22 protein-coding genes and 1 riboswitch are annotated in these 23,677 nt (G+C 44.4%); of the genes, 19 read left to right on the forward strand and 3 right to left on the reverse strand.

Annotated features, from left to right (window positions below; genetic code table 11):
• Nucleotides 1-364: 364 nt before the first annotated feature.
• Both D0463_RS16465 and D0463_RS16470 read right to left on the reverse strand, forming a co-directional pair.
• Entirely contained in the window at nt 365-940 is a 576-nt protein-coding gene (locus tag D0463_RS16465) for an MFS transporter (RefSeq protein ID WP_117308466.1), read from the reverse strand.
• Entirely contained in the window at nt 937-2,370 is a 1,434-nt protein-coding gene (locus D0463_RS16470; RefSeq protein WP_117308467.1) for an FAD-binding oxidoreductase, read from the reverse strand. Before D0463_RS16470 ends, D0463_RS16465 begins: the two co-directional genes overlap by 4 nt.
• A gap of 225 nt (nt 2,371-2,595) precedes the next feature.
• Between D0463_RS16470 and D0463_RS16475 the strand changes: the two genes are divergently transcribed.
• The 14 genes from D0463_RS16475 (at nt 2,596) to purD (ending at nt 16,824) form a co-directional block, all read left to right on the forward strand.
• Nucleotides 2,596-3,141 carry a DUF2179 domain-containing protein gene (locus tag D0463_RS16475; protein ID WP_174234343.1) on the forward strand — a complete coding sequence of 182 codons (546 nt, stop codon included), beginning with the start codon at nt 2,596-2,598 and terminating at the stop codon, nt 3,139-3,141.
• Entirely contained in the window at nt 3,113-3,313 is a 201-nt protein-coding gene (locus D0463_RS16480; protein ID WP_117308469.1) for an NETI motif-containing protein, read from the forward strand. The genes D0463_RS16475 and D0463_RS16480 overlap by 29 nt, the downstream gene beginning before the upstream one ends.
• A gap of 80 nt (nt 3,314-3,393) precedes the next feature.
• A riboswitch (purine riboswitch) is annotated at nt 3,394-3,495 on the forward strand.
• Between the two features lie 235 nt (nt 3,496-3,730).
• Nucleotides 3,731-4,219, forward strand: coding sequence for a 5-(carboxyamino)imidazole ribonucleotide mutase (gene purE / locus D0463_RS16485; protein ID WP_117308470.1), 489 nt, complete (start codon nt 3,731-3,733; stop codon nt 4,217-4,219).
• Nucleotides 4,203-5,363: a 5-(carboxyamino)imidazole ribonucleotide synthase gene (purK, locus tag D0463_RS16490; RefSeq protein WP_254052839.1), complete on the forward strand. Its 1,161-nt coding sequence runs from the start codon at nt 4,203-4,205 to the stop codon at nt 5,361-5,363. Before purE ends, purK begins: the two co-directional genes overlap by 17 nt.
• Complete coding sequence (gene purB, locus D0463_RS16495; RefSeq protein ID WP_117308472.1) at nt 5,360-6,652, forward strand: adenylosuccinate lyase; 1,293 nt, start codon at nt 5,360-5,362, stop codon at nt 6,650-6,652. The genes purK and purB overlap by 4 nt, the downstream gene beginning before the upstream one ends.
• 411 nt (nt 6,653-7,063) lie before the next feature.
• Complete coding sequence (gene purC / locus D0463_RS16500; RefSeq protein WP_117308473.1) at nt 7,064-7,783, forward strand: phosphoribosylaminoimidazolesuccinocarboxamide synthase; 720 nt, start codon at nt 7,064-7,066, stop codon at nt 7,781-7,783.
• On the forward strand, nt 7,776-8,030 hold the full coding sequence (purS, locus tag D0463_RS16505; protein ID WP_117308474.1) for a phosphoribosylformylglycinamidine synthase subunit PurS: 255 nt from the start codon (nt 7,776-7,778) through the stop codon (nt 8,028-8,030). Before purC ends, purS begins: the two co-directional genes overlap by 8 nt.
• Nucleotides 8,027-8,713 carry a phosphoribosylformylglycinamidine synthase subunit PurQ gene (gene purQ / locus D0463_RS16510; RefSeq protein ID WP_117308475.1) on the forward strand — a complete coding sequence of 229 codons (687 nt, stop codon included), beginning with the start codon at nt 8,027-8,029 and terminating at the stop codon, nt 8,711-8,713. Before purS ends, purQ begins: the two co-directional genes overlap by 4 nt.
• The gene (gene purL / locus D0463_RS16515; protein ID WP_117308476.1) at nt 8,697-10,919 is read left to right on the forward strand and encodes a phosphoribosylformylglycinamidine synthase subunit PurL; all 2,223 of its coding nucleotides are present in this window, start codon (nt 8,697-8,699) and stop codon (nt 10,917-10,919) included. The genes purQ and purL overlap by 17 nt, the downstream gene beginning before the upstream one ends.
• Nucleotides 10,904-12,316, forward strand: coding sequence for an amidophosphoribosyltransferase (purF, locus tag D0463_RS16520; protein WP_117308511.1), 1,413 nt, complete (start codon nt 10,904-10,906; stop codon nt 12,314-12,316). Before purL ends, purF begins: the two co-directional genes overlap by 16 nt.
• A 15-nt stretch (nt 12,317-12,331) precedes the next feature.
• Nucleotides 12,332-13,360: a phosphoribosylformylglycinamidine cyclo-ligase gene (purM, locus tag D0463_RS16525; protein WP_117308477.1), complete on the forward strand. Its 1,029-nt coding sequence runs from the start codon at nt 12,332-12,334 to the stop codon at nt 13,358-13,360.
• The gene (gene purN, locus D0463_RS16530; protein ID WP_117308478.1) at nt 13,357-13,947 is read left to right on the forward strand and encodes a phosphoribosylglycinamide formyltransferase; all 591 of its coding nucleotides are present in this window, start codon (nt 13,357-13,359) and stop codon (nt 13,945-13,947) included. The genes purM and purN overlap by 4 nt, the downstream gene beginning before the upstream one ends.
• Before the next feature lie 2 nt (nt 13,948-13,949).
• Entirely contained in the window at nt 13,950-15,485 is a 1,536-nt protein-coding gene (purH, locus tag D0463_RS16535; protein ID WP_117308479.1) for a bifunctional phosphoribosylaminoimidazolecarboxamide formyltransferase/IMP cyclohydrolase, read from the forward strand.
• Nucleotides 15,486-15,552: 67 nt separating this feature from the next.
• Entirely contained in the window at nt 15,553-16,824 is a 1,272-nt protein-coding gene (purD, locus tag D0463_RS16540; protein WP_117308480.1) for a phosphoribosylamine--glycine ligase, read from the forward strand.
• A gap of 164 nt (nt 16,825-16,988) precedes the next feature.
• Here purD and D0463_RS16545 read toward each other — a convergent pair whose 3' ends face one another.
• The gene (locus tag D0463_RS16545) at nt 16,989-17,240 is read right to left on the reverse strand and encodes a YgaP family membrane protein (RefSeq protein ID WP_117308481.1); all 252 of its coding nucleotides are present in this window, start codon (nt 17,238-17,240) and stop codon (nt 16,989-16,991) included.
• A gap of 139 nt (nt 17,241-17,379) precedes the next feature.
• On the opposite strand from D0463_RS16545, the gene D0463_RS16550 reads away from it, so the two are divergent.
• The 5 genes from D0463_RS16550 (at nt 17,380) to pcrA (ending at nt 23,666) form a co-directional block, all read left to right on the forward strand.
• A complete protein-coding gene (locus D0463_RS16550; protein WP_117308482.1) occupies nt 17,380-19,122 on the forward strand; it encodes an adenine deaminase C-terminal domain-containing protein in 1,743 nt (580 codons plus the stop codon).
• 63 nt (nt 19,123-19,185) lie between these two features.
• Entirely contained in the window at nt 19,186-20,220 is a 1,035-nt protein-coding gene (locus tag D0463_RS16555) for a DUF3048 domain-containing protein (RefSeq protein ID WP_117308483.1), read from the forward strand.
• A 24-nt stretch (nt 20,221-20,244) separates the two neighbouring features.
• Nucleotides 20,245-20,538: a YerC/YecD family TrpR-related protein gene (locus D0463_RS16560; RefSeq protein WP_117308484.1), complete on the forward strand. Its 294-nt coding sequence runs from the start codon at nt 20,245-20,247 to the stop codon at nt 20,536-20,538.
• A 123-nt stretch (nt 20,539-20,661) separates the two neighbouring features.
• Entirely contained in the window at nt 20,662-21,345 is a 684-nt protein-coding gene (gene pcrB, locus D0463_RS16565; RefSeq protein WP_117308485.1) for a heptaprenylglyceryl phosphate synthase, read from the forward strand.
• Between the two features lie 89 nt (nt 21,346-21,434).
• On the forward strand, nt 21,435-23,666 hold the full coding sequence (pcrA, locus tag D0463_RS16570) for a DNA helicase PcrA (RefSeq protein WP_117308486.1): 2,232 nt from the start codon (nt 21,435-21,437) through the stop codon (nt 23,664-23,666).
• Nucleotides 23,667-23,677: the final 11 nt, after the last annotated feature.

Consider the following 23,677-nt stretch of genomic DNA (forward strand, 5'->3'; position numbering starts at 1 on the left):
CTACGTCCTGTAGGCCTCACGGAAGTTAAGCTCGAGCGCCGATGGTAGTTGGGGGAGAGTCAAGGACCTTCTCCTAAAAGCGCCACATCTTTGTGGCAACGGAGAAGTCAGCACATCCTGTGCAAGTCCTGTGAGAGTAGGACGTCACCAAGCAAGTGAAAGACCAGCCAAATCGGCTGGTCTTTTTTGCCGCTTCCGAGGTTTCGCTTAAATCAACCAGATTTTCGCGTAAATCGGCTCCACTTTCGCTTAAATCCCCCTGAGTTTCGTTTGAATCACAAAATCATGCAAAAAACGCTTCCTTGTACTTACAATAGAAGACCTTATTCAGACAAATGTCCCCTTAAATTTAGCTCACCACCCTCTATTTTCCTGGAATAGCATATACTTCACCTTTCTTATGCACCCGCTTGCTCTTTTTCAAAAGCATAAAGCCACTTCCCGCATATAGAAGAGAGGCAATGTAAAAAATACTGCCGATGGTTAGAAAGTCAATTAAGTATCCAGTTAGAATGATGGCAATGGCAGCGCCTACAGATGTCCATACATGATATTTCCCTATCTCGATTCCTGCGGTTTCTTTGGATACATTCCTCGCAAGTGAAGTTTTTTCTGAGTTTCTTTGTATCGCTCCTAAAAGGCCCATAATGATCTGAAGAACATATACATGCCATACTTCCGTCATGAGAGGGAGAAATAAGAGAATGACAGCCATGGACCAAGAGTAGATGGCAAATAAGACGCTGTCTCCAAGCCGGTCTGCCAGTCTTCCGATGACAGGATAAGCTAATGCTGAGGTCAGGGCAAAGAGGCCATAAGCCCAGCCGAATTGGGAGTAGCTGTTCCCGACATTATTAAGCAACAACACATAAAACGGAAATATCATGCTGCCGGCAATGGAGATGATGCTTTGATAATAAAGAAATCGCTGATAATTCATTTTCCATACTCCTCATAAAAAAGACTTTGAAATCGTTCTTCAGGATCGTATTTGCGTTTCATTTGAAAAAATTCCTCAGAAGGCGGATAGGCTTGCTTAAACTGCTGTTTGGTTGGATACGAATAATACGGCAAATAGTAGCTTCCGTTATGTTGTAACGTTAAATTTAGCATATCGTTGATCACTTGCTCGGTGTTTTTAATATCGTCTGCTGAGGTTCCTTGATTGATTAGTAAAACAAGCGCGAACATATCATCCTTTGAAAAAGACATCACCGCATTATCATTTTTTTCCACGTAACGAACCGTAATATTCAGCAGATTGAAATCTTCTTGCTTTTCCAATATGTTTCTCAGACCGTCGATGTAATCTGCAAACTCGTTAACAGGCACAAAATATTCCTGTAATACTTCTGTTTTTTTCGGATGATCATATTCCATGAACAAACTGTCGGACCTCATAACGTTATTTCGGGTTTCCAAATCGCCATGTGTATTTTTTGCATAAGATTTTTGCGTAGTCCAAAATAAATCTTTCCCCCAGTCGCTGTGCCGGGATAAACCTAAAAAGAATTTTGGAAGCATGATGATTTTTTCTTCTTTCAATTTACTGAAATCCTTTAATTTTTTTTGATCAGCGGCCATTACATAATCTGTGATATACATTTCCTTTAGTAAAGTATCGGGAGCTACAGAGATCCTGGACATATGCATTCTTACCTGGCTGTCATTCTTTACTTCCTTTTCAAAATAGGCTGCATACTCTTTATAATCGATTGTTTTTGTTCTTATCTTGTATAGCTCGTCATCTGTGAGTTGAAGCGTTACATCCAGGATGATGCCGAATAAACCGTATCCGCCAATTACGAGCGGGAATAACTCAGCGTTTTCGGTTCTGCTGACGTTTATAATCTGGCCATTAGCATTTATGAGGCGATAGGATTCTACACTATCAATTAATGCATCATTACGAATATCGCGCCCATGGACGTTTACACTAAGTGAACCTCCGACGGTGAATATATTTTGTGATTGCATGACTTTAACCGCTAAGCCATGCTTGTTGATATGTCGTTGAATGTCATCCCAGGTTGCCCCGCTCTGTACGGTGATTGTTTTCTCTTCGAGATCAAGATCGAGTATTTTATTATATTTCTGCATATTAATCATGATGGTATTCGGGTAGTAGGTGTGGCCTCCCTGGCTATGCTGCATGCCGGCAATTGAAATCTTGTCATTCTTTTCAATGAGTTGTCGGAAATCTCTTTTCTCGGTTGCGTGCTCGATGCTTTTTACTTTAACCGGTAGCAGCCCTCCTTTATCTTTAACTTCAGGATGAGATACGTTCGTTTGATAAAGGTGTAGGGAACTTCCAAATACAGCACAATATATAGCAAAAAGGAGAATCCTCCAGGCAAACTTTTTTTTCATTTAAAATCCCTTCCCATCAGATCCTTTATATTTCCATAATACTCATGAATATAGTGTAATTTTACACTTTTATTGAATGAATTCAATAAGATTTTAAATAAAGCACTCTTGAATTTTCCAGTCAATTATCTTAATCTAGTGTGAGGTTGTGTGAATAGGGTAAAATAATCGAAAACAGGGCTATAGTAAAGGGGACGTGGTTGGGTGCTTCAAAATAGTACGACAATGGTCTTGATTATTCTTTTAATTAATATTGTCTATGTATCTTTTTTTACGATCCGGATGATTCTGACTCTGAAAGGGCAGAAATATTTAGCCGCGGGAATCAGTATGATCGAAGTGATCATTTATGTCATCGGCTTGGGGCTTGTGCTCGATAACCTCAATGAGATCCAGAATTTGATAGCCTATGCGGTTGGGTATGGGTTGGGCGTGCTTGTTGGGATGAAAATTGAGGAGAAACTGGCACTTGGATATATTACCGTAAATGTTATAACGGCAGAATACGATAAGGATTTGCCGAGACAATTAAGGGAGAAGGGGTACGGTGTAACGAACTGGCTTGCGCATGGTTTGGAAGGTGATCGGATGGCTCTGCAAATATTGACACCGAGAAAATATGAACTGAGGCTATATGATACAATAAAGCAACTTGACCCTAAAGCATTTATAATTGCTTATGAGCCTAAAACAATTTATGGCGGTTTTTGGGTGAAATCAGTAAAGAGAGGAAAGCTGTTTCGTGACCAAGAAAAAGAAGGAAATCTTTGAAGTCGAAGACGGGGAGACCATCGATGCCTGCCTGGAAAGGATTAAGGCGGCAGGATATGTTCCTGTTAAACGAACGGAAAAGCCAATATTTCAAGAAATAGTAATAGATGGAAAGGTTCAATATGAGCCAATTAAAAGAAAAATGATGTTTGAAGCAAAGTTATTGGAGTAAAACACGAACATTAACGTTCTTTCAACTGTCTATCATTCGATTTACGACTTGACAAAATGGATGCTTCCTTAGTAAGATGGGGTAGTAAATAAGAATTCTCTCATATAATCCTGGGAATATGGCCCGAAAGTTTCTACCCAATAACCGTAAATTATTGGACTATGAGGGAAAGTAGATACTTTATCTGGATTACATATGTCTTTTGTATGTATTAAAAAAGACTACGATTCCGGACAGACTACTTTCTCGATTTTGAGATAGTCTGTCCGGTTTTTTTATTTTTAGGATTTCTTGCTTTCGCTTAAGTAGTCTGTATTTTTACGTAAATCAATGCAGTTTTCGCGTAAATGACTGGGTGTTTCGCTAAAATCGATATATTTTGGTTGGATAAAAACCAACATGTTGGAGGAGAAGCCAATGAAACCGGAAGTTGGCGTTATTATGGGAAGTGTTTCTGATTGGGAAACGATGAAGTATGCGTGTGAAACGCTTGAACAGTTGGAGATTCCTTTTGAGAAAAGAGTAGTATCTGCGCATAGGACTCCTGATTTGCTGTTTGAATATGCCGAAAGTGCAAGGGACCGGGGTATTAAGGTCATCATCGCCGGTGCTGGAGGCGCGGCCCACCTTCCTGGTATGACAGCGTCCAAAACGACGCTGCCGGTGATTGGGGTGCCGGTTCAGACAAAGGCGCTGAACGGAATGGATTCGTTATTATCAATCGTTCAAATGCCGGGCGGCGTTCCGGTTGCGACCGTGGCCATCGGGAAAGCCGGATCTATCAACGCGGGGCTTTTGGCGGCACAAATTTTGGGATCGCATGACAGCACAGTCGCGGAAAAGCTCGAAGCCATGCGAAATGAAACGAGAGAAAAGGTGTTGCAAAGCAGTGAGCATCTTAAATAATAAAACCATATTACCTGGAGATACAATTGGAATCATTGGTGGCGGGCAGCTCGGCAGGATGATGGCTCTCTCCGCGAAGTCACTCGGTTTTCATATCGCAGTATTGGATCCGACAGAGAATTGTCCATGCGGACAGGTCGCCGACTTTGAAATAAATGGCGCTTACGATGATTTGGATTCAATCGAAGAGCTTGCGAGAATCAGTGATGTTATTACATTCGAATTTGAAAATATTAACTTTGAGGCGCTTGAATGGTTAGAGGATCATGCCTATGTGCCACAAGGATCAGAATTACTGAAAATCAGCCAGGACAGGCTGCTTGAGAAAGCGGCTATCTCGATGACCGGGGCCTCTGTTGCGCCTTATTTCGCCGTTAATAATCTCCACGATTTGTACAACGGGATTGAAAAGGTCGGGTATCCGTGTGTTTTAAAGACAGCACGCGGGGGCTATGACGGAAAGGGACAGCTTGTTATCCGGAGCGAAGTAGATATAGCAAAAGCAACGGACGTCCTGATCATGGGAAAGTGTGTACTAGAAGCATGGATCCCATTTGTGAAGGAAATTTCGGTTATCATTACCCGGAAAGCAAATGGTGATAGCAGCTGTTTTCCAGTGGCCGAAAATATTCATTACAACAATATTTTAGATAAAAGCATCGTGCCTGCAAGAATTAGTGGGCAAGCGGAAGCTGAAGCTATAAAGCAAGCAAAGCTACTTGCGGATGAACTCGAATTGGTCGGCACGCTTGCGGTGGAGATGTTCCTGACAGCAGAGGATGAAATCATTATCAACGAGCTTGCACCTAGACCTCATAATTCTGGACATTATACGATGAATGCATGCGAAACTTCGCAGTTCGAACAGCATATTCGTGCGATTTGTAACTGGCCGTTAGGTAATACTAATGTATTGAAGCCAGTGGTCATGGTGAATATTCTTGGACAGCATCTGGATGGTCTCACCGGCCATATTACTAACTTATCAGATTGGAAGCTTCATCTTTACGGAAAAGAAGAGGCCAAACACAATCGAAAAATGGGGCATATCAATATTTTGCGCCCATCAATTGATACAGCACTTTCTGAAATTAACAGCAGCGGATTTTGGAATCTGCAGACTGAAACGGAGGATATTTCATGATTGAACGTTATACACGCCCGGAAATGGGCAAAATTTGGACGGATGAAAACCGGTTTAATGCCTGGCTTGAAGTGGAGATTCTTGCCTGCGAGGCGTGGGCTGAGCTTGGCGTCATTCCAAAGGAAGATGTAAAGCTTCTTCGCGAGAACGCTTCTTTTAATATTAACCGAATCAATGAAATTGAAGAAGAAACGCGCCATGATGTCGTTGCCTTTACCCGTGCGGTTTCCGAAACATTGGGTGAGGAGCGTAAGTGGGTCCATTACGGATTAACATCAACAGACGTTGTGGATACAGCCCTGTCCTATGTGTTAAAGCAAGCGAATGAGATTTTGGCAAAAGACCTCGAGAGATTCGTTGAAATCCTAAAGAACAAAGCTCAGGAGCATAAATATACCGTAATGATGGGACGTACACATGGCGTTCATGCGGAACCAACGACTTTTGGACTGAAGCTCGGTCTCTGGTATGAGGAAATGAAGCGAAATGTCGACCGCTTTAATGAAGCCAGGAAAGGGATCGAATTCGGAAAAATTTCCGGAGCGGTCGGAACCTATGCCAATATCGACCCATTCGTAGAGCAATATGTTTGTGAGAAATTGGGACTGCAGGCAGCGCCTATATCAACCCAAACGCTCCAGCGCGACCGTCATGCGCACTACATGAGCACGATTGCCTTAATAGCGACATCGATTGAAAAGTTTGCAACCGAGGTTCGCGGCCTTCAAAAAAGTGAAACGCGTGAAGTTGAGGAATTTTTCGCAAAAGGCCAAAAAGGCTCGTCAGCGATGCCGCATAAAAGAAACCCGATCGGCTCTGAAAACATGACGGGAATGGCCCGGGTGATCCGCGGCTATATGATGACCGCTTATGAAAATGTGGCTTTATGGCATGAGCGTGATATCTCGCACTCTTCAGCAGAACGGGTAATCCTTCCCGATGCGACGATCGCCTTGAACTATATGCTGAACCGTTTTAGCAACATCGTGAAGAATTTAACGGTCTATCCGGAAAATATGAAACGCAATATGGATCGTACCCTTGGCTTAATCTACTCACAGCGTGTGCTATTGGCGCTTATCGAAAAAGGACTTGTGCGCGAGGAAGCGTATGATACAGTGCAGCCTAAAGCGATGGAAGCTTGGGAAACACAAGTCCATTTCCGGGAACTGCTTGACAAGGATGAAAAAATCACAAGCCTGCTTACAAAAGAACAGCTCGATGATTGTTTTGATTATAATTACCATTTGAAAAATGTGGATTTGATTTTTGAACGACTAGGTTTGTAGGTGCATGGGGCGGAGGATCGCCGAAAAACGGTTACATCCTGTGCTCCAACATCTATTTTTTACAGATTTCCGTTGGATTATCGCGTTTGTGCTCGATAATCAGGATTTCTGCTCGATAAATCAAAATTGTGCTCGATGATCAGGATTTCTGCTCGATAAATCAAAATTGTGCTCGATGGTCAGGATTTCTGCTCGATAATTCAAATTTGTGCTCGATAATCAGGATTTCTGCTCGATATTTCAAAATTGTGCTCGATGATCAGGATTTCTGCTCGATAAATCAAAATTGTGCTCGATGATCAGGATTTCTGCTCGATAATTCAAAATTGTGCTCGATGACCAGGATTTCTGCTCGATTGTAAAAACTGCAACTATAGAATTCCTAATATTCCAAATCCGGAGGGCTGACTGATGAAAAAGCTTGATCTGCTATATGAAGGAAAAGCGAAACGAATTTACGCAACGGATGAAAGCGGATTGGTGTGGGTGGAGTATAAAGATTCTGCCACAGCCTTTAACGGCGAAAAGAAAGCTGAGATTGCCGGCAAAGGAATCCTGAACAACAAGATTACAAGTTTGCTATTTTCCAAGCTTCATAAAGAAAACATTGCTTCGCACTTCGTTGAGCAGCTTTCCGACAGGGAACAGCTGGTCAAAAAAGTCGACATCATCCCCCTTGAAGTGGTCGTCCGGAACACGGCTGCCGGCAGTCTGTCAAAGAGATTGGGCATCCCGGAAGGAACTCCTTTTAAAAAACCGATCGTAGAATTCTATTTTAAAGATGACGCTCTCGGTGACCCCTTATTAACAGAAGATCATATCGAAGAATTGGCACTTGCAAACAAAGAAGAAGTCGAGATCCTGAAACAAAAAGCGTTGCAAATAAATAATGTTTTAATTCCGTTTTTCAAAGAGCTGGGAATCTCTTTAATCGACTTTAAATTGGAATTCGGTAAAACCGCGGCAGGAGCCATTCTGCTTGCTGATGAAATTTCGCCGGATACGTGCCGGCTTTGGGATATCGAAACGAATGAACGGTTGGACAAGGATGTATTTCGCCGGGATTTAGGCAATTTAACCGATGCATATGAAAAAATCTTAACGAAGCTGGGGGAAAACCTGCATGTATAAAGTCAAAGTATATATCACATTAAGAGAAAGTGTATTGGACCCACAGGGAACTGCTGTTCAGCAATCCTTGCACAGCATGGCATACAACGAAGTGAAGGATGTCAGGATCGGCAAATATCTTGAACTTTCGCTAGAAAAAAGTGATCGCGATATCGATCAGCTCGTTAAGGTAATGTGCGAAAAGCTGTTGGTAAATACGGTGATTGAGGACTATCGATATGAAATCGAGGAGGTTGTCGCTCAATGAAATTTGCAGTGATCGTCTTTCCAGGCTCCAATTGTGATAGTGATATGTATCATGCGATCAAGGATGAACTCGGAGCGGAAGCGGAGTTTGTCTGGCATACAACAGACAGCCTCGACGGATATGATGGGATATTGCTTCCAGGAGGCTTTTCTTACGGAGATTATCTTCGAAGCGGTGCGATTGCCCGTTTTTCAAAGGTGATGTCTGAAGTAATCAAAGCGGCGGAAGCAGGCAAGCCAGTTCTTGGTGTGTGCAATGGATTTCAAATTTTGCTGGAAGCTGGACTGCTTCCAGGGGCGATGCGCAGAAATAAAGATTTGAAATTTATGTGCCGCAAAGCGGATTTGAAGGTTGAAAACAATCGGACGATCTTTACAAATGGATATGAACAAGGAGAAGTTATCTCGATACCAATCGCCCATGGTGAAGGTAATTATTATTGCGATGAGCAAACCCTTGCAGAATTAAAGGAAAATAACCAAATCGTATTTTCGTATCATGAAATAAATCCGAACGGAAGTCTTGATGATATAGCAGGCATTACAAATAAAAGAGGTAATGTACTCGGTATGATGCCACATCCGGAGCGGGCAGTCGACACGCTCTTGGGAAGTGCAGACGGATTAAAACTGTTTCAATCAATCGTAAAAAGCTGGAGGGAATCACATGTCTTTACTGCTTGAACCAACACCGGAATTGATCAAATCAGAACGCATCTATGCACAAATGGGATTATCTGATGCGGAATTTACGAAGGTTGAAGAAATCCTTGGCAGGCTTCCGAATTACACCGAAACCGGCCTGTTCTCGGTTATGTGGTCCGAGCACTGTTCATATAAGAATTCCAAGCCGGTGCTAAAAAAGTTCCCTGTTACAGGCGAGAGAGTTTTACAAGGACCCGGTGAAGGAGCAGGAATCGTTGATATTGGTGATAACCAAGCGGTTGTTTTTAAGATCGAAAGCCATAACCATCCGTCCGCCATCGAACCATACCAGGGCGCAGCTACGGGAGTTGGCGGGATCATCCGTGATGTTTTCTCGATGGGGGCCCGGCCAATTGCCTTACTAAACTCGCTGCGATTCGGAGAATTGGATAATCCGAGGGTTAAGTATTTGTTTAAAGAAGTAGTAGCCGGTATTGCAGGTTACGGCAACTGTATCGGAATCCCGACTGTTGGCGGAGAAATCCAATTCGACCCTTCCTACGCTGGAAATCCGCTAGTGAACGCGATGTGTGTCGGCTTGATCAATCACGAGGATATTAAAAAAGGACAGGCGCATGGAGTCGGAAATACCGTCATGTATGTAGGTGCAAAAACAGGTCGCGACGGCATTCACGGGGCAACCTTTGCTTCCGAAGAACTAACGGACGCTTCCGAAGAAAAACGGCCGGCAGTCCAAGTTGGTGATCCTTTCATGGAAAAGCTGTTGCTTGAAGCGTGTTTAGAATTAATTCAATCGGATGCGCTGGTAGGGATTCAGGATATGGGAGCGGCAGGATTAACAAGTTCAAGCGCTGAAATGGCAAGCAAAGCCGGCTCAGGAATTGAAATGAATCTGGATTTCATCCCTCAACGGGAAACCGGCATGACAGCTTATGAAATGATGCTTTCCGAATCTCAGGAGCGCATGCTCATCGTCGTAAAAAAAGGACGTGAGCAGGAAATCGTCGATTTATTTTCCAAATACGGTCTTGAAGCCGTTTCAGTCGGTGTAGTTACCGATGATAAAAACCTAACACTTTACCATAAAGGTGAATTGGTAGCTAAGGTATCGGCTGATGCATTGGCGGAAGAGGCGCCCGTGTATTACAAACCTTCCCGGGAGCCGCTTTATTATCAAGAGTTCCAGCAGATGGAGAGCAAGTCTTATAAACTGGCTGATTACGGTGAAACTCTTAAGAAATTACTTTCTCAGCCTACGATTTCCAGCAAGGAATGGGTGTATGACCAATATGATTATATGGTTCAGACAAATACGGTCGTCGTGCCAGGTTCTGACGCGGCTGTTGTGAGAATAAGAGAAACTAATAAAGCACTTGCGATGACAACCGATTGTAACTCCCGTTATTTATACCTCGATCCGGAAATCGGAGGCAAAATTGCGGTAGCCGAGGCAGCACGCAATATCGTCTGTTCCGGTGGAGAGCCGTTAGCGATTACGGATTGCTTGAATTTCGGAAACCCGGAGAAGCCGGAGATTTTTTGGCAAATTGAGAAAGCGGCCGACGGGATGAGTGAAGCATGCCGTACGCTAAGTACACCAGTCATTGGCGGAAATGTTTCCCTGTACAACGAAAATAACGGTGTAGCCGTATATCCGACACCGGTAGTGGGCATGGTCGGCTTGATCGAAGACATCAACCATGTGACTACGCAGACGTTTAAAAATGCGGGCGATCTGATCTATGTCGTTGGAGAAACAAAAATTGAATTCGCGGGCAGCGAGCTTCAAAAAATGATTGAAGGCAGAATTTTCGGCAAAGCTCCTTCCATTGACTTAGAAGTTGAGAAAAAGCGCCAGGCTCAAATTTTAGCAGCTATCAAAAACGGCTTGGTTTCTTCAGCCCATGACCTAGCGGAAGGCGGTCTAGCTGTTGCAGTTGCTGAATCATTATTCGGGACAGGACATCTTGGTGCTGATATTAAAGTAACCGGCGATGAGTCGACCGCTTTATTTAGCGAAACCCAATCCCGTTTCTTGATCTCGGTTAAATCTGAGCATCGCCAAGCGTTTGAAGGAATAGTCCAAGACGCAGTGAATATTGGAGAAGTGACAAGTAACGGTGTTTTGACAGTGGTGAATGAAGAAAATAATAGATTGGTTGACGCAAATGTCGGTGAATTACACGAAGCCTGGAAAGGAGCGATCCCATGCTTGCTGAAATAAAAGGCCTGAATGAGGAATGCGGTGTATTTGGTGTTTGGGGACATCCGGACGCGGCCCAGATTACGTATTATGGATTGCACAGCCTCCAGCACAGAGGGCAAGAAGGCGCTGGTATGGTGTTAAGTGATGGCGGGAAACTGACAGGTGTTAAGGGAGAAGGACTGGTTACCGAAGTGTTTACCGCTGAGAAAATGCAGGATCTTTCTGGTATCGCCGCGATCGGTCATGTGCGCTATGCGACAGCAGGTGGCGGTGGCTATGAAAACGTCCAGCCGTTTCTATTTAATGCTCAAAGCGGCGGGCTTGCCCTTGCCCATAATGGGAATCTCGTCAATGCGAAACAGCTGAAAGGGCAGCTTGAAGCACAAGGAAGCATCTTTCAAACGACATCTGATACGGAAGTGCTGGCCCATTTAATTAAAAAAGGCGGCTTTTCCGATTTAAAGGAACGGGTTAAAAATGCATTAGGCATGCTGAAAGGCGCATACGCATTCCTAATCATGACCGAAACAGAAATGATAGTCGCTGTTGACCCGCATGGCCTTCGCCCGCTTTCGCTTGGGAAACTGGGAGATGCCTATGTGGTCGCTTCGGAAACATGTGCACTGGACATTGTCGGCGCGGAGTTTGTCAGGGATTTTGAACCGGGTGAACTGGTCATCATGAACAAAGATGGCATACATTCGGAACGTTTTGCCGCATCAAGCCAGCGTTCGATGTGTACGATGGAATACGTCTATTTTTCCCGTCCGGATAGCAATATTGATGGCATCAATGTTCATACCGCGAGAAAAAATTTAGGGAAGCAGCTGGCGATGGAAACATTGATTGACGCAGACGTCGTTACAGGCGTTCCTGATTCGAGCATTTCTGCGGCAATCGGCTATGCGGAAGCTGCAGGCATTCCTTATGAAATGGGTTTGATTAAGAACCGTTACGTAGGACGTACATTTATCCAGCCGTCACAGTCTCTTCGAGAGCAAGGAGTGAAAATGAAGCTAGCACCGGTAAGAGGCGTAGTGGAAGGCAAACGCGTTGTTATGGTCGATGACTCGATTGTTCGTGGCACAACAAGCAAACGAATTGTCACAATGCTCAAGGAAGCGGGAGCAAAAGAGGTACATGTCTGCATCAGCTCACCTCCTATTAAAAACCCTTGCTTCTATGGAATTGATACATCTTCCAGGGAAGAATTGATCGCTTCCGAAAAATCGGTGGAAGAAATCAGAAAGCTGATTGGCGCCGATTCACTCACCTTCTTAAGTGTGGAAGGCATGGTTAAGGGCATTGGACGGCCCTTCGCTGGTGAAACCCATGGTCAGTGTCTTGCGTGCTTTACCGGTCAATATCCAACAGAGATCTACGAGCAGTCCGTACAAGAGTTACAAAAATGCTGATGGGGAGGATTAACAATGGCAAACGCATATAAGCAGGCCGGGGTGGATATTGAGGCTGGCTATGAATCGGTTACCCGGATGAAAAAACATGTTCAGCGTACAATGCGCCCGGAGGTCATGAGCGGTCTCGGCGGTTTTGGCGGCATGTTTGATTTATCAACACTCGGTTTAAAGGAACCCGTTTTAGTCTCGGGAACCGATGGTGTGGGGACGAAGCTGCTTTTGGCGATCTTGCTTAATAAGCATGATACCATTGGGATTGACTGTGTCGCTATGTGCGTCAATGACATCGTCGTCCAGGGAGCCGAACCGATTTACTTCTTAGACTATATTGCCTGCGGCAAAGCCCTTCCTGAAAAAATCGAAAGCATTGTACAAGGTGTGGCAGACGGCTGTGAACAGGCGGGAGCAGCGCTAATCGGCGGCGAAACAGCTGAAATGCCGGGAATGTATGATGCAAACGAATACGATGTCGCCGGATTTGCCGTTGGCGCCGTTGAAAAATCGAAGCTCGTTACCGGGAAAAACATCACTCCGGGGGATCTTGTCATTGGCCTTGCATCAAGCGGGATTCACAGCAATGGTTACTCCCTCGTGCGCAAGGTGCTCTTGCAGGATTCCGGCCTGAAATTAGCGGAGCATATTGATGAACTGGGCTGTACGTTAGGCGAAGAATTGTTGAAGCCTACCAAAATTTATGTAAAGCCGATTTTGTCAGCTTTGCAATCATATAAGCTAAAAGGAATGGCCCATATAACCGGTGGCGGATTTATCGAAAACCTTCCGCGCATGCTTCCTGAACATACAGGGATTGAGATTGAGCTGGGGAGCTGGAGTATCCCGCCAATTTTTAAGCTGCTTGAAAATAAAGGAAGCCTGTCGCATGAAGAAATGTTCAATATTTTTAACATGGGAATCGGCATGGCTATCGTTGTCAGTCCCGAAGACAAAGACGCAGTTTTAAGCCACTTTGAAGGCTGCGGTGAAACAGCCAGTGTGATCGGTAAAGTAGTGGATCGTGAAGGAGTGTCCTTTACCCGATGAGAAAAATCGCGATTTTTGCATCAGGGAATGGGAGCAACTTTCAAGCGATATACGAAGCTGTAAAAGCAGGAAGCCTGCAGGCGGACATCAGTCTGGTCGTGAGTGACAAAAAAGATGCCTATGTCCTGGAAAGAGCGAATTCCGCAGACCTTGAGACATTCAGCTTTACACCAAAAGAGTACAAGAGTAAAGAAGAGTTTGAAACAGAGATATTGATGAACCTTCGTGAACTTGGAGTAGAAGTCATTGTTTTAGCAGGATATATGCGTTTGATCGGACCGACGCTTCTGGGTGAATTTTCGGGCAGGATTGTCAATATCCATCCGTCCCTGCTCCCGTCTTTTCCAGGAAAGGATGCAATCGGACAGGCGTTTGCTGCCAAAGTAAAGGTGACAGGCGTGACGGTTCATTACGTGGACGAAGGGATGGATACCGGGCCGATCATCGCCCAGCAGGCAGTGCCGGTGCTCGAAGGCGATACAAGAGAGAGACTGCAACAACGGATCCAGATAGCGGAGCATGAACTATATCCGTCTGTTTTGAAAGAGATATTAGAGAAAAATGAGTACATTCATGTGGAGGGATAAACGTGGCTAAAAGAGCATTGCTTAGTGTTTCCGACAAAACCGGCATTATTGAATTTGCAAAAGGATTAAAAGAAGCCGGTTTTGAAATCATATCTACCGGAGGCACAAAGAAAGCATTAACTGAAAACGGCATAGAGGTCACAGGGATCAGCGATGTAACCGGATTTCCTGAAATTTTGGACGGACGGGTGAAAACCTTGCATCCCAATGTCCATGGTGCCTTACTCGCCCGACATGGAGACCCAGAACACCAAAGACAGCTCGAACAGCATAATATTACACCGATTCAGATGGTCTGCGTGAATCTTTATCCGTTCCAACAGACAATTGCGAAGCCGGATGTTACTCCTGAAGATGCGATTGAAAACATCGATATCGGTGGACCGACGATGCTCCGCTCAAGCGCTAAAAACCATGAATATGTAACAGTCGTTACGGATCCTGCCGATTACGGGGCAGTCCTTACCGAATTGTTTGAACAAGGTGAAGTCCAGCCAGCTACGAGAAGAAGGCTGGCTGCAAAAGTATTCCGCCATACGGCTTCATATGACGCTGTCATCTCGGAATACATGACAAAGCTTGCTGAAGAAGAAAATCCGGAAAGCCTGACGGTCACATACGAATTAAAACAAACGCTCCGCTACGGTGAAAATCCGCATCAAAAAGCGTCCTTCTATAAAAAGCCGCTGGGCTCCGCATTCTCAATTGCGCATGCAGAACAGCTTCATGGAAAAGAGCTTTCCTACAATAATATTAACGATGCAGACGCTGCCATACAAATCGTGAAAGAGTTCAAAGAACCGGCAGCTGTTGCGGTCAAGCATATGAACCCATGCGGCGTTGGAACAGGCTCCATTATTAGGGAAGCATTCAAAAAAGCGTATGAAGCAGATGAAACCTCCATTTTCGGTGGCATTGTCGCATTGAATCGGGAAGTGGATCGAGAAACGGCCGAGATGCTGAGCGGGATTTTTCTGGAGATTGTGATTGCCCCGGCATTTTCAAAAGAAGCCTATGAAATCCTGACCGCTAAGAAAAACATTCGTCTGCTCACAATTGACTTTAATGGAAACCAAAAGATAGAACGTAAATTAACTTCCATCGAAGGCGGCCTGCTTATCCAGGATATGGATACATACGGATTAGATCAGGCAAATATCACAGTCCCGACAAAACGTCAGCCGACTGGTCAAGAGTGGGAAGCATTGAAGCTGGGCTGGAATGTTGTCAAGCACGTGAAGTCCAACGCGATTGTTGTCTGTGACGATAAAATGACACTAGGTGTTGGTGCAGGCCAGATGAACCGTGTTGGAGCTGCGAATATAGCCTTGGAACAGGCGGCTGAGCGGGCAAAGGGCAGTGCTTTGGCTTCGGATGCCTTCTTCCCGATGGATGACACAGTGGAGGCGGCAGCAAAAGCGGGCATCACAGCCATCATTCAACCGGGCGGCTCTGTCCGGGATGAAGATTCAATCAAGAAAGCCGATGAATATGGCATTGCCATGGTATTTACAGGCGTACGGCATTTTAAGCATTGATGTCTGAAATCGTTACAAGCGGGTATATAGAAAATACCAGGCTTTTAATTTGGGATGAGGTGGGTTCATGAATGTGTTAGTCATTGGCCGTGGCGGCAGGGAGCATGCCATCGCCCGAAAGCTGAAAGAAAGTAAGCGAGTAGATAATGTGTACGCGGCACCGGGCAATCCGGGAATGGAAGATGTCGCCGAGCTGGTTTCCATCCAGGAAAACAATCATGAGGGTCTCATTTCCTTCGCAAAGGAAAAGGAGGTTTCCATAACGGTTATCGGAGCGGAAATCCCTTTGCTGAATGGACTTGCTGATGATTTTAAAAAAGCGGGCTTACGGGTGTTCGGACCAGACCGGCTGGCCGCTGAAATTGAAGGCAGCAAATCATTTGCCAAGGATTTGATGAAAAATTACAACATTCCAACCGCAGAATATGAAACGTTCTCTGATTTTGAACAGGCTAAAGCCTACTTGGAAGAAAAGGGAGTTCCGATCGTGATAAAAGCCGATGGACTTGCGGCTGGAAAAGGTGTTGTTGTAGCCCAGACAATGGAAGATGCATTGGAAGCATTATACGAAATGCTGATTGATGCTAAATTCGGACAATCGTCAGCTAAAGTGGTCATAGAAGAGTATTTAGACGGCGAAGAGTTTTCATTCATGGCTTTTGTAAATGGTGATAAAGTATATCCAATGGTCATCGCTCAGGATCACAAGCGGGCATTTGACGGAGATAAAGGCCCGAACACCGGGGGAATGGGCGCATATTCACCAGTGCCGCAAATTCCGGATAACATTGTTGAAAAAGCTTTGGAAACGGTGCTAAAACCGGCTGCTTCGGCACTCGTTCAGGAAGGGCGACACTTCACGGGTGTGTTATATGCAGGATTGATCACGACCACTGACGGGACCAAAGTCATTGAATTCAACGCCAGATTTGGCGACCCGGAAACGCAGGTTGTCCTGCCAAGAATGGAATCCGATTTTGTCGACGTGCTGGAGTCAGTACTAGAAGGAAATGAACTCCAAATCGAGTGGGATGATTCTCCGGTGCTCGGAGTGGTTGTAGCGGCGCAAGGTTATCCGGGTGAATATGAAAAAGGCAGTGTCATTAAGGGGCTCGAAGAAGTAAGTTCTGAAACGCATATCTATCACGCGGGCACGGCCAAAAATGACTCGGGTGAATATGTTTCGGGCGGAGGCCGCGTCTTGCTACTGGCCGCAAAAGGCTCCGATCTCCTCTCCGCCCAGGCAAGTGTCTATAAAGAGCTTGAACAGCTCCACAAGGACGGGCTGTTTTGGCGAAAAGATATTGGCCACAAGGCGATTCAATACGACTTCTCGTAAGAAATGAGTTGTTTGGATAATAAATGCTGAGTTCGGATAAAAAAATCCTAGTTTGGATAATAAATCCTGAATTCGGATAATGAAATCCGATTCCGAATAAAACTAGCTAGGTGAATTTCTGAAATACATGCAAAAAACGCTTGGGCTCCAAGCGTTTTTGCATTTCAATCCTTTTCATCCCATTTCCCGGAACCTTCACTGTTATGGAGGCCCATACTTTTCTCATACAATGCCGTTATCGGACAAAATTTGAGAATGCCCTCGCCAATCTTCATGGCGGCAAGCACGGCCATGAGGATGTAGGATTGACGCCATGGCTTCTTGACGAGCTTGGCTGTTGTCCATGCGAGTACTGTAATCCCGCACGTAATCCGGATCAAGGCATTCACAATTCCGATATTTTGCTCGACTTTCAATCAAATGACTCCCTTCATAAAAGATTTTAAAACTTTACTGTGTTAAAATGTTAAATGTGTTATTATATAAGAAAACTAATTTGGCTTTCTTTAATTTGCCGATTAATTAAAGCGCTTACAATATAAGGGGAGGATGTTCATGCTGGAACAGCGATATCGATGGAAAAACAAGCATCTGCGTGAGCATGTTGATGTATTGGACGGCAAAAAAGCGCCGCATATGCTGCTTAAAGATGCTGTTTATTTAAATCAGGTTTTTAGAAAATGGATGAAAGCGAATATTTGGATTTACGACGACCGGATCGTGTATGTCGGAGAAAAGCTTCCTGATAACCTTGAAGGCTGCGAAATTGTTGATTGTAAGAATCAATATCTAGTCCCCGGTTACATAGAACCCCATGCCCATCCGTTTCAAGTTTATAATCCCCTTTCCCTTTCTCAATATGCAACTAATTTTGGTACCACGACGTTGATAAACGATAACCTGGTCCTTTTTTTACAATTAGAAAAAAAGAAAGCGTTTTCTCTATTAGGGGAGCTTAGGGAGGTTCCTGCTACGATGTACTGGTGGGGTCGGTTTGATGCCCAGACTGAACTTCAGAACGAAGAAATGATTTTTTCTCATGGAGAGGTAAAAGCATGGCTTGAGCATGATGCCGTGCTGCAGGGCGGGGAGCTGACGAGCTGGCCAAGACTTCTGGCGGGCGATGATATGCTTCTTCACTGGATGCAGGAAACAAAGCGGATGCGAAAGCAAATTGAAGGACATTTTCCGGGAGCCTCTGAAAAAACGTTGGCAAAGATGATGCTGTTTGGAGCAGATGCCGATCATGAGGCGATGACGGGTGAAGAGGTCATGACCCGCTTGATGCAAGGGTATACCGTATCACTAAGGCATTCATCCATTCGCCCTGACTTGCCCAAGCTGTTGGATGAAATCCAGGAGCTAGGTTTAGAGTATTTTGATAAATTACTATTCACGACGGACGGCTCGCCGCCATCCTTTTATGAACAAGGCTTACAAGACAACATGATCAGAATGGCGATTGAGAAGGGCATTCCTGTCATTGATGCCTATAACATGGCGACCATTAATATTGCGAAGCATTACAACATTGAATACCTGCACGGCAATATTGCTACAGGCCGGGTCGCGAATATTAATTTCCTTGAAGATATCGAAAATCCAACTCCTGTTTCTGTGTTGGCTAAAGGACAATGGGTGAAGCGCGATGGAATAGAAAGTCCTGATTTAGCGACAATTGATTGGGATAAATATGGTTTCAGTCCATTGAAGCTGGACTGGGGTATTGAACCGAATGATTTAGAGTTTTCGATGCCATTTGGAATCGAGATGGTCAACGACGTCATTACAAAACCGTATTCCATTACTTCAGATGTGTCATACGAAGAATTGTCCTTCGACCATGATGAGTCGTTCTTAATGATGGTTGATGCAAATGGTAAGTGGAGAATCAATACGCTTATTAAAGGATTTGCGAATAAATTGTGCGGATTCGCCAGCTCTTACTCCAACTCGGGTGATATCATCCTGATTGGCAAGCGGAAGAAGGATATGATCATCGCCTTTAATCGAATGAAGGAGATTGGCGGAGGGATCGTCATAACAGAGCATGGTAAGGTCATATATGAACTGCCTTTAACCTTAAAAGGCATCATGTCCAAAGAACCCATTCATGAACTGATACAGAAGGAAAATGAGCTGAAGGCTCTTTTAGCAGAAAGGGGCTATCCATTTTCTGACCCGATCTATAGTCTGTTATTCTTTTCATCTACACATTTGCCATATATACGCATTACCCAGCAAGGCATGTATGATGTCATGAATAAAACGGTACTCTTTCCCCCGATAATGCGATAAAATATAGAAAAAGATAAATTTCCAAAATTGGGGAAGCCTTTCAAAAGGCAGGGAGTGTTAGAAATGAAGCTGAAAGTAACCGTTTTTATATTGGCTGTATCCATGCTTATCACCGGATGTAAAAGCGAAGAGGATGCTAAGCCAAAAGAGAAAGCAATTGAAACAAGTTCAAAAGTAGAAGAAAAACAATTTTCAAATGCCTTTCCACTATCAGGAATCGGCACGAATGAAGAGCCGGAGGGAAGGGCGGTCGCGGTAATGATCAATAATCATCCGGACGCTCGCCCGCAATCAGGTCTGTCTCAGGCGGACATCGTGTATGAAATGCTTGCCGAGGCCGAAGTCACAAGATTCCTAGCCGTTTACCAAAGTGAAAAGCCGGAAAAGGTAGGACCTGTACGCAGTGCCAGGGATTATTATATTAAACTGGCAAAAGGGCTCGATGCGTTGTTCATTGCCCATGGATACAGCCCCGATGCCAAAGCTCTGCTTGCCGGGGGCTATGTCGATCACTTAAATGGAATCGCATACGATGGCACGTTATTTAAGAGGGTAGACTTCCGAAAAGCGCCGCACAATTCGTACATCACCTATAAGAATATCGAAAAAGGCGCGGAAGACAATTCATTTAATCTGGACAGCCAGCCAGATTCATTTACTTTTTTAACAAAGGAACAGCTTAAGGATCTACAGGGAAATCCGGCTCCGTCTGTGATGATTTCTTACGGTTCGAAGGTCTTTGATGTGACATTTGAATATGATGAAGAATCGGGCAAATATAAACGCTTTTCAGGCGGCGAGCAGACCGTAGAGTATGAAAAAGAGACCCCAGTGCTGCTGGATAACATCTTTATCATTGAAGCGTCCCATCAAGTTGTTGACAATAAGGGGCGTCGTGATATTAACTTAGAAAATGGCGGAAAAGGCTATTTGCTTCAAAAAGGGAAGATGAATGAAGTACAATGGCAAAATAAAGACGGTCATATCGTTCCGATAAAGAACGGGGCAGAAATAGGATTGGTACCGGGAAAAACATGGGTTAATGTTATTCCTGATCAACCTGGTTTAATTGAATCAGTATCTGTTGATTCTGAGTGACTAGTTCATTAAAGGAGTAATGCTATGCAAATTGAGAAATTAAGAGGAAAAGAGCTTGATCAGCTGTTTCAAGCTGTTTTATCTTTAAAAGACTTAGATGAGTGCTATCGCTTTTTTGATGATTTATGTACGGTAAATGAAATACAATCACTGGCCCAGCGGCTCGAAGTGGCACGGATGCTTGAGGAAGGCAAAACATACCACAAAATCGAAACGGAAACAGGGGCCAGCACGGCAACCATTTCGCGTGTAAAAAGATGCTTGAACTACGGAAATGATGCCTACACAATGGCGCTTGAACGAATTAAAGAAGATTAATTTTATAGAACTCCTAAGGCCGGGGAAGGATATCCCCGGCTTTCGTTTTTTAATATACTATCTTTTTTTATCATTTTTCTTAATGCTATAATGGTGTAATGGAAGCTAGAATGGAGGATTACCATGTATGATTTTCGTGAGTGGAAGCATGCTTTCAAACTCGATCCTAATAAAGCAATAACGGACGAAGCATTGGAGAGGATTTGCGAATCCGGGACAGATGCGATTATCGTCGGCGGTTCGGACGGGATCACCCTGGAAAACGTTCTTGATTTAATGGCCAGGGTGCGAAGATTTACAGTTCCTTGTGTGCTTGAAGTTTCTTCGATAGATACAGTCACTCCGGGGTTTGACTTCTATTTTATCCCGACCGTCCTGAATAGTACCGATCCCGATTGGATGATGAATTTACATCATCAGGCTGTGAAAGAATACGGTGAAATCATGAACTGGGATGAAATGATTGTTGAAGGCTATTGTATTTTAAATCCTGATTGTAAGGCTGCAAAGCTGACGAAGGCGAATGCAGTGCTGGATACGGATGATGTGGCGGCTTACGCATTAATGGCTGAAAAGATGTTCCGTTTACCTATTTTTTACCTGGAATACAGCGGGACATATGGCGATCCCCATGTGGTGGAAATGGCCAAACAAAATCTGTCCGAAACGGTCCTCTTTTATGGAGGCGGCATTAAAACGGCAGAACAGGCAAAGGAAATGGCCCAGTTTGCCGATGTAATTATAGTGGGAAATGTTGTATATGACGATCTGCCTATGGCTTTGAAAACCGTTTCAGCGGTAAAATAAATGTTTAAATAACTAAAAAAGTTAATCAATCGTTTGATTACCTATAGTATAATTAAAGGAACAAATGTTCGAACAGGGGCGGTGTTTTCATGCAATACTTATCTGATAAATTAGTGAATGGATTAAATGAGCAGCAGCAGAAGGCTGTGAAAGCAACGGATGGACCGCTTTTGATCATGGCCGGGGCGGGGAGCGGAAAGACCCGGGTGCTTACCCACCGTATTGCTTATTTAATGGTGGAAAAACAAGTAGCGCCGTGGAATATCCTTGCGATTACGTTCACGAACAAAGCTGCACGAGAAATGAAAGATAGAATCCGTAATTTAATGGGAGGCGCAGCGGATGAAATCTGGGTTTCCACCTTCCACTCGATGTGCGTTCGGATTTTGCGGCGCGACATTGACAGGATTGGCTTTAACCGCAATTTCTCCATCCTTGACACAACCGATCAACAGTCAGTGATTAAACAGATATTAAAAGATAAGAATATGGATACGAAGAAATTTGATTATCGGGCTATTTTAGGGACAATCAGTTCTGCGAAAAACGAGCTGATGACAGCTGATGACTTTGCCAAAACGGCTGGCGGGTATTTTGAGCAGACAGTAGCGGAGGTTTACTCGGAATATCAGAGGCGTCTCCGTAAAAACCAGGCGCTCGATTTCGATGACTTGATCATGATTACCATTCAGTTATTCCAAAGGGTACCTGAAGTTCTGGAATATTATCAGCGTAAATTCCAGTATATCCACGTCGATGAGTATCAGGATACGAACCGGGCCCAGTATATGCTCGTAAAACAGCTGGCATCCCGTTTCAAAAACCTGTGTGTCGTAGGTGACTCCGATCAATCCATTTACAGATGGAGAGGCGCCGACATTGCGAATATCCTTTCCTTTGAGAAAGATTATCCGAATGCCAATGTGATTTTCCTTGAACAAAACTATCGTTCCACGAAAAGAATCCTTCAGGCAGCAAACGAAGTGATTGCCAAAAATAGCAACCGGAAGCCTAAAAATCTCTGGACGGAAAATTCGGAAGGCAACAAGATTTTATATTTAAGGGCTGACAATGAACAGGGTGAGGCCCAGTTTGTCGCCGGAAAAATAAACGAAGTAATAAGGAATGGTTCCCGTAAGTTCTCGGATGTCGCTATTCTCTACCGAACGAATGCGCAATCGCGTGTGATGGAGGAAGTTCTGCTAAAATCCAATATTCAATACAGCATTGTCGGCGGTATCAAGTTCTACGACAGGAAGGAAATTAAGGATATTCTTGCGTATCTTCGCCTGATTGCGAATCCGGATGATGATATTTCCCTTCGTCGTGTCATCAATGTGCCAAAACGTGGGGTAGGCGCTACATCTGTTGATAAGATTGGCGACTATGCAATGATGAACGATCTGTCCATGTTCCAGGCGCTTCAGGAAATTGAACAAATCGGATTAAGCCCGAAGATAACAAAGACCGTAAGAGATTTTCGCGATTTGATTCATGGATACACACAAATGCAGGAATATCTATCGGTAACGGAGCTAGTCGAAGAGATTCTTGGAAAAACAGGATACCGCGAAATGCTTGAAGCGGAAAAGTCGATAGAGTCCCAGAGCAGATTAGAGAATATTGACGAGTTTTTATCCGTAACGAAAAGCTTTGAGGAAAAAAATGATGATAAATCCTTGGTAGCCTTCTTAACCGATTTGGCACTCGTTGCCGATATCGACCAGCTTGACGATACAGAGGGAGGGGGGCCCCAGGATACGGTGACATTGATGACCCTGCACTCGGCAAAAGGATTGGAATTTCCGATCGTCTTTTTGCTTGGGCTTGAGGAAGGCGTGTTCCCTCACAGCCGGTCGCTGATGGATGAAGAAGAAATGGAAGAAGAACGCCGCCTGGCTTATGTAGGCATTACCCGGGCGGAAACGGAGCTTTATTTAACGAACGCGCAAATGCGCACATTGTATGGACGGACGAATATGAACCCGGTTTCGCGGTTTATCTCCGAGATCCCCGAAGACATTCTTGAAGACTTGCAGCCGAAGAAAAAGACACCTGCTTTCATGTCTTCGTCAAGTCATCAAAGAGGAATGCAGCAGCGATCCGCTACATTTGGCCGGGCCGTTTCTCCGCCTACCTCAACAGGAGGCGAAGAGATCGGCTGGAATGTGGGTGACAAAGCCTCCCATAAAAAATGGGGAGTCGGCACAGTTGTCAGCGTAAAGGGTGAAGGAGAAGGGAAAGAACTCGACATCGCGTTTCCAAGTCCAACCGGCATTAAACGGCTGCTTGCTAAATTCGCGCCGATTGAAAAGGTGTAGGAACCTAACCT

The sequence above is a fragment of the Bacillus sp. V59.32b genome (genome assembly GCF_003429085.1).
Lineage (GTDB): Bacteria > Bacillota > Bacilli > Bacillales > DSM-1321 > Peribacillus.

Excerpts from the sequence above, each read along its gene's own strand:
- purB (WP_117308472.1), top strand. The coding sequence starts at position 5,360 with ATGATTGAACGTTATACACGCCCGGAAATGGGCAAAATTTGGACGGAT.
- purE (WP_117308470.1), top strand. The coding sequence starts at position 3,731 with ATGAAACCGGAAGTTGGCGTTATTATGGGAAGTGTTTCTGATTGGGAA.
- purC (WP_117308473.1), top strand. The coding sequence starts at position 7,064 with ATGAAAAAGCTTGATCTGCTATATGAAGGAAAAGCGAAACGAATTTAC.
- D0463_RS16470 (WP_117308467.1), bottom strand. The coding sequence starts at position 2,370 with ATGAAAAAAAAGTTTGCCTGGAGGATTCTCCTTTTTGCTATATATTGT.
- purS (WP_117308474.1), top strand. The coding sequence starts at position 7,776 with ATGTATAAAGTCAAAGTATATATCACATTAAGAGAAAGTGTATTGGAC.
- D0463_RS16475 (WP_174234343.1), top strand. The coding sequence starts at position 2,596 with ATGGTCTTGATTATTCTTTTAATTAATATTGTCTATGTATCTTTTTTT.
- pcrB (WP_117308485.1), top strand. The coding sequence starts at position 20,662 with ATGTATGATTTTCGTGAGTGGAAGCATGCTTTCAAACTCGATCCTAAT.
- purD (WP_117308480.1), top strand. The coding sequence starts at position 15,553 with ATGAATGTGTTAGTCATTGGCCGTGGCGGCAGGGAGCATGCCATCGCC.
- purL (WP_117308476.1), top strand. The coding sequence starts at position 8,697 with ATGTCTTTACTGCTTGAACCAACACCGGAATTGATCAAATCAGAACGC.
- pcrA (WP_117308486.1), top strand. The coding sequence starts at position 21,435 with ATGCAATACTTATCTGATAAATTAGTGAATGGATTAAATGAGCAGCAG.
- purF (WP_117308511.1), top strand. The coding sequence starts at position 10,904 with ATGCTTGCTGAAATAAAAGGCCTGAATGAGGAATGCGGTGTATTTGGT.
- D0463_RS16555 (WP_117308483.1), top strand. The coding sequence starts at position 19,186 with ATGAAGCTGAAAGTAACCGTTTTTATATTGGCTGTATCCATGCTTATC.
- purM (WP_117308477.1), top strand. The coding sequence starts at position 12,332 with ATGGCAAACGCATATAAGCAGGCCGGGGTGGATATTGAGGCTGGCTAT.
- D0463_RS16560 (WP_117308484.1), top strand. The coding sequence starts at position 20,245 with ATGCAAATTGAGAAATTAAGAGGAAAAGAGCTTGATCAGCTGTTTCAA.
- purN (WP_117308478.1), top strand. The coding sequence starts at position 13,357 with ATGAGAAAAATCGCGATTTTTGCATCAGGGAATGGGAGCAACTTTCAA.
- D0463_RS16465 (WP_117308466.1), bottom strand. The coding sequence starts at position 940 with ATGAATTATCAGCGATTTCTTTATTATCAAAGCATCATCTCCATTGCC.
- purQ (WP_117308475.1), top strand. The coding sequence starts at position 8,027 with ATGAAATTTGCAGTGATCGTCTTTCCAGGCTCCAATTGTGATAGTGAT.
- D0463_RS16550 (WP_117308482.1), top strand. The coding sequence starts at position 17,380 with ATGCTGGAACAGCGATATCGATGGAAAAACAAGCATCTGCGTGAGCAT.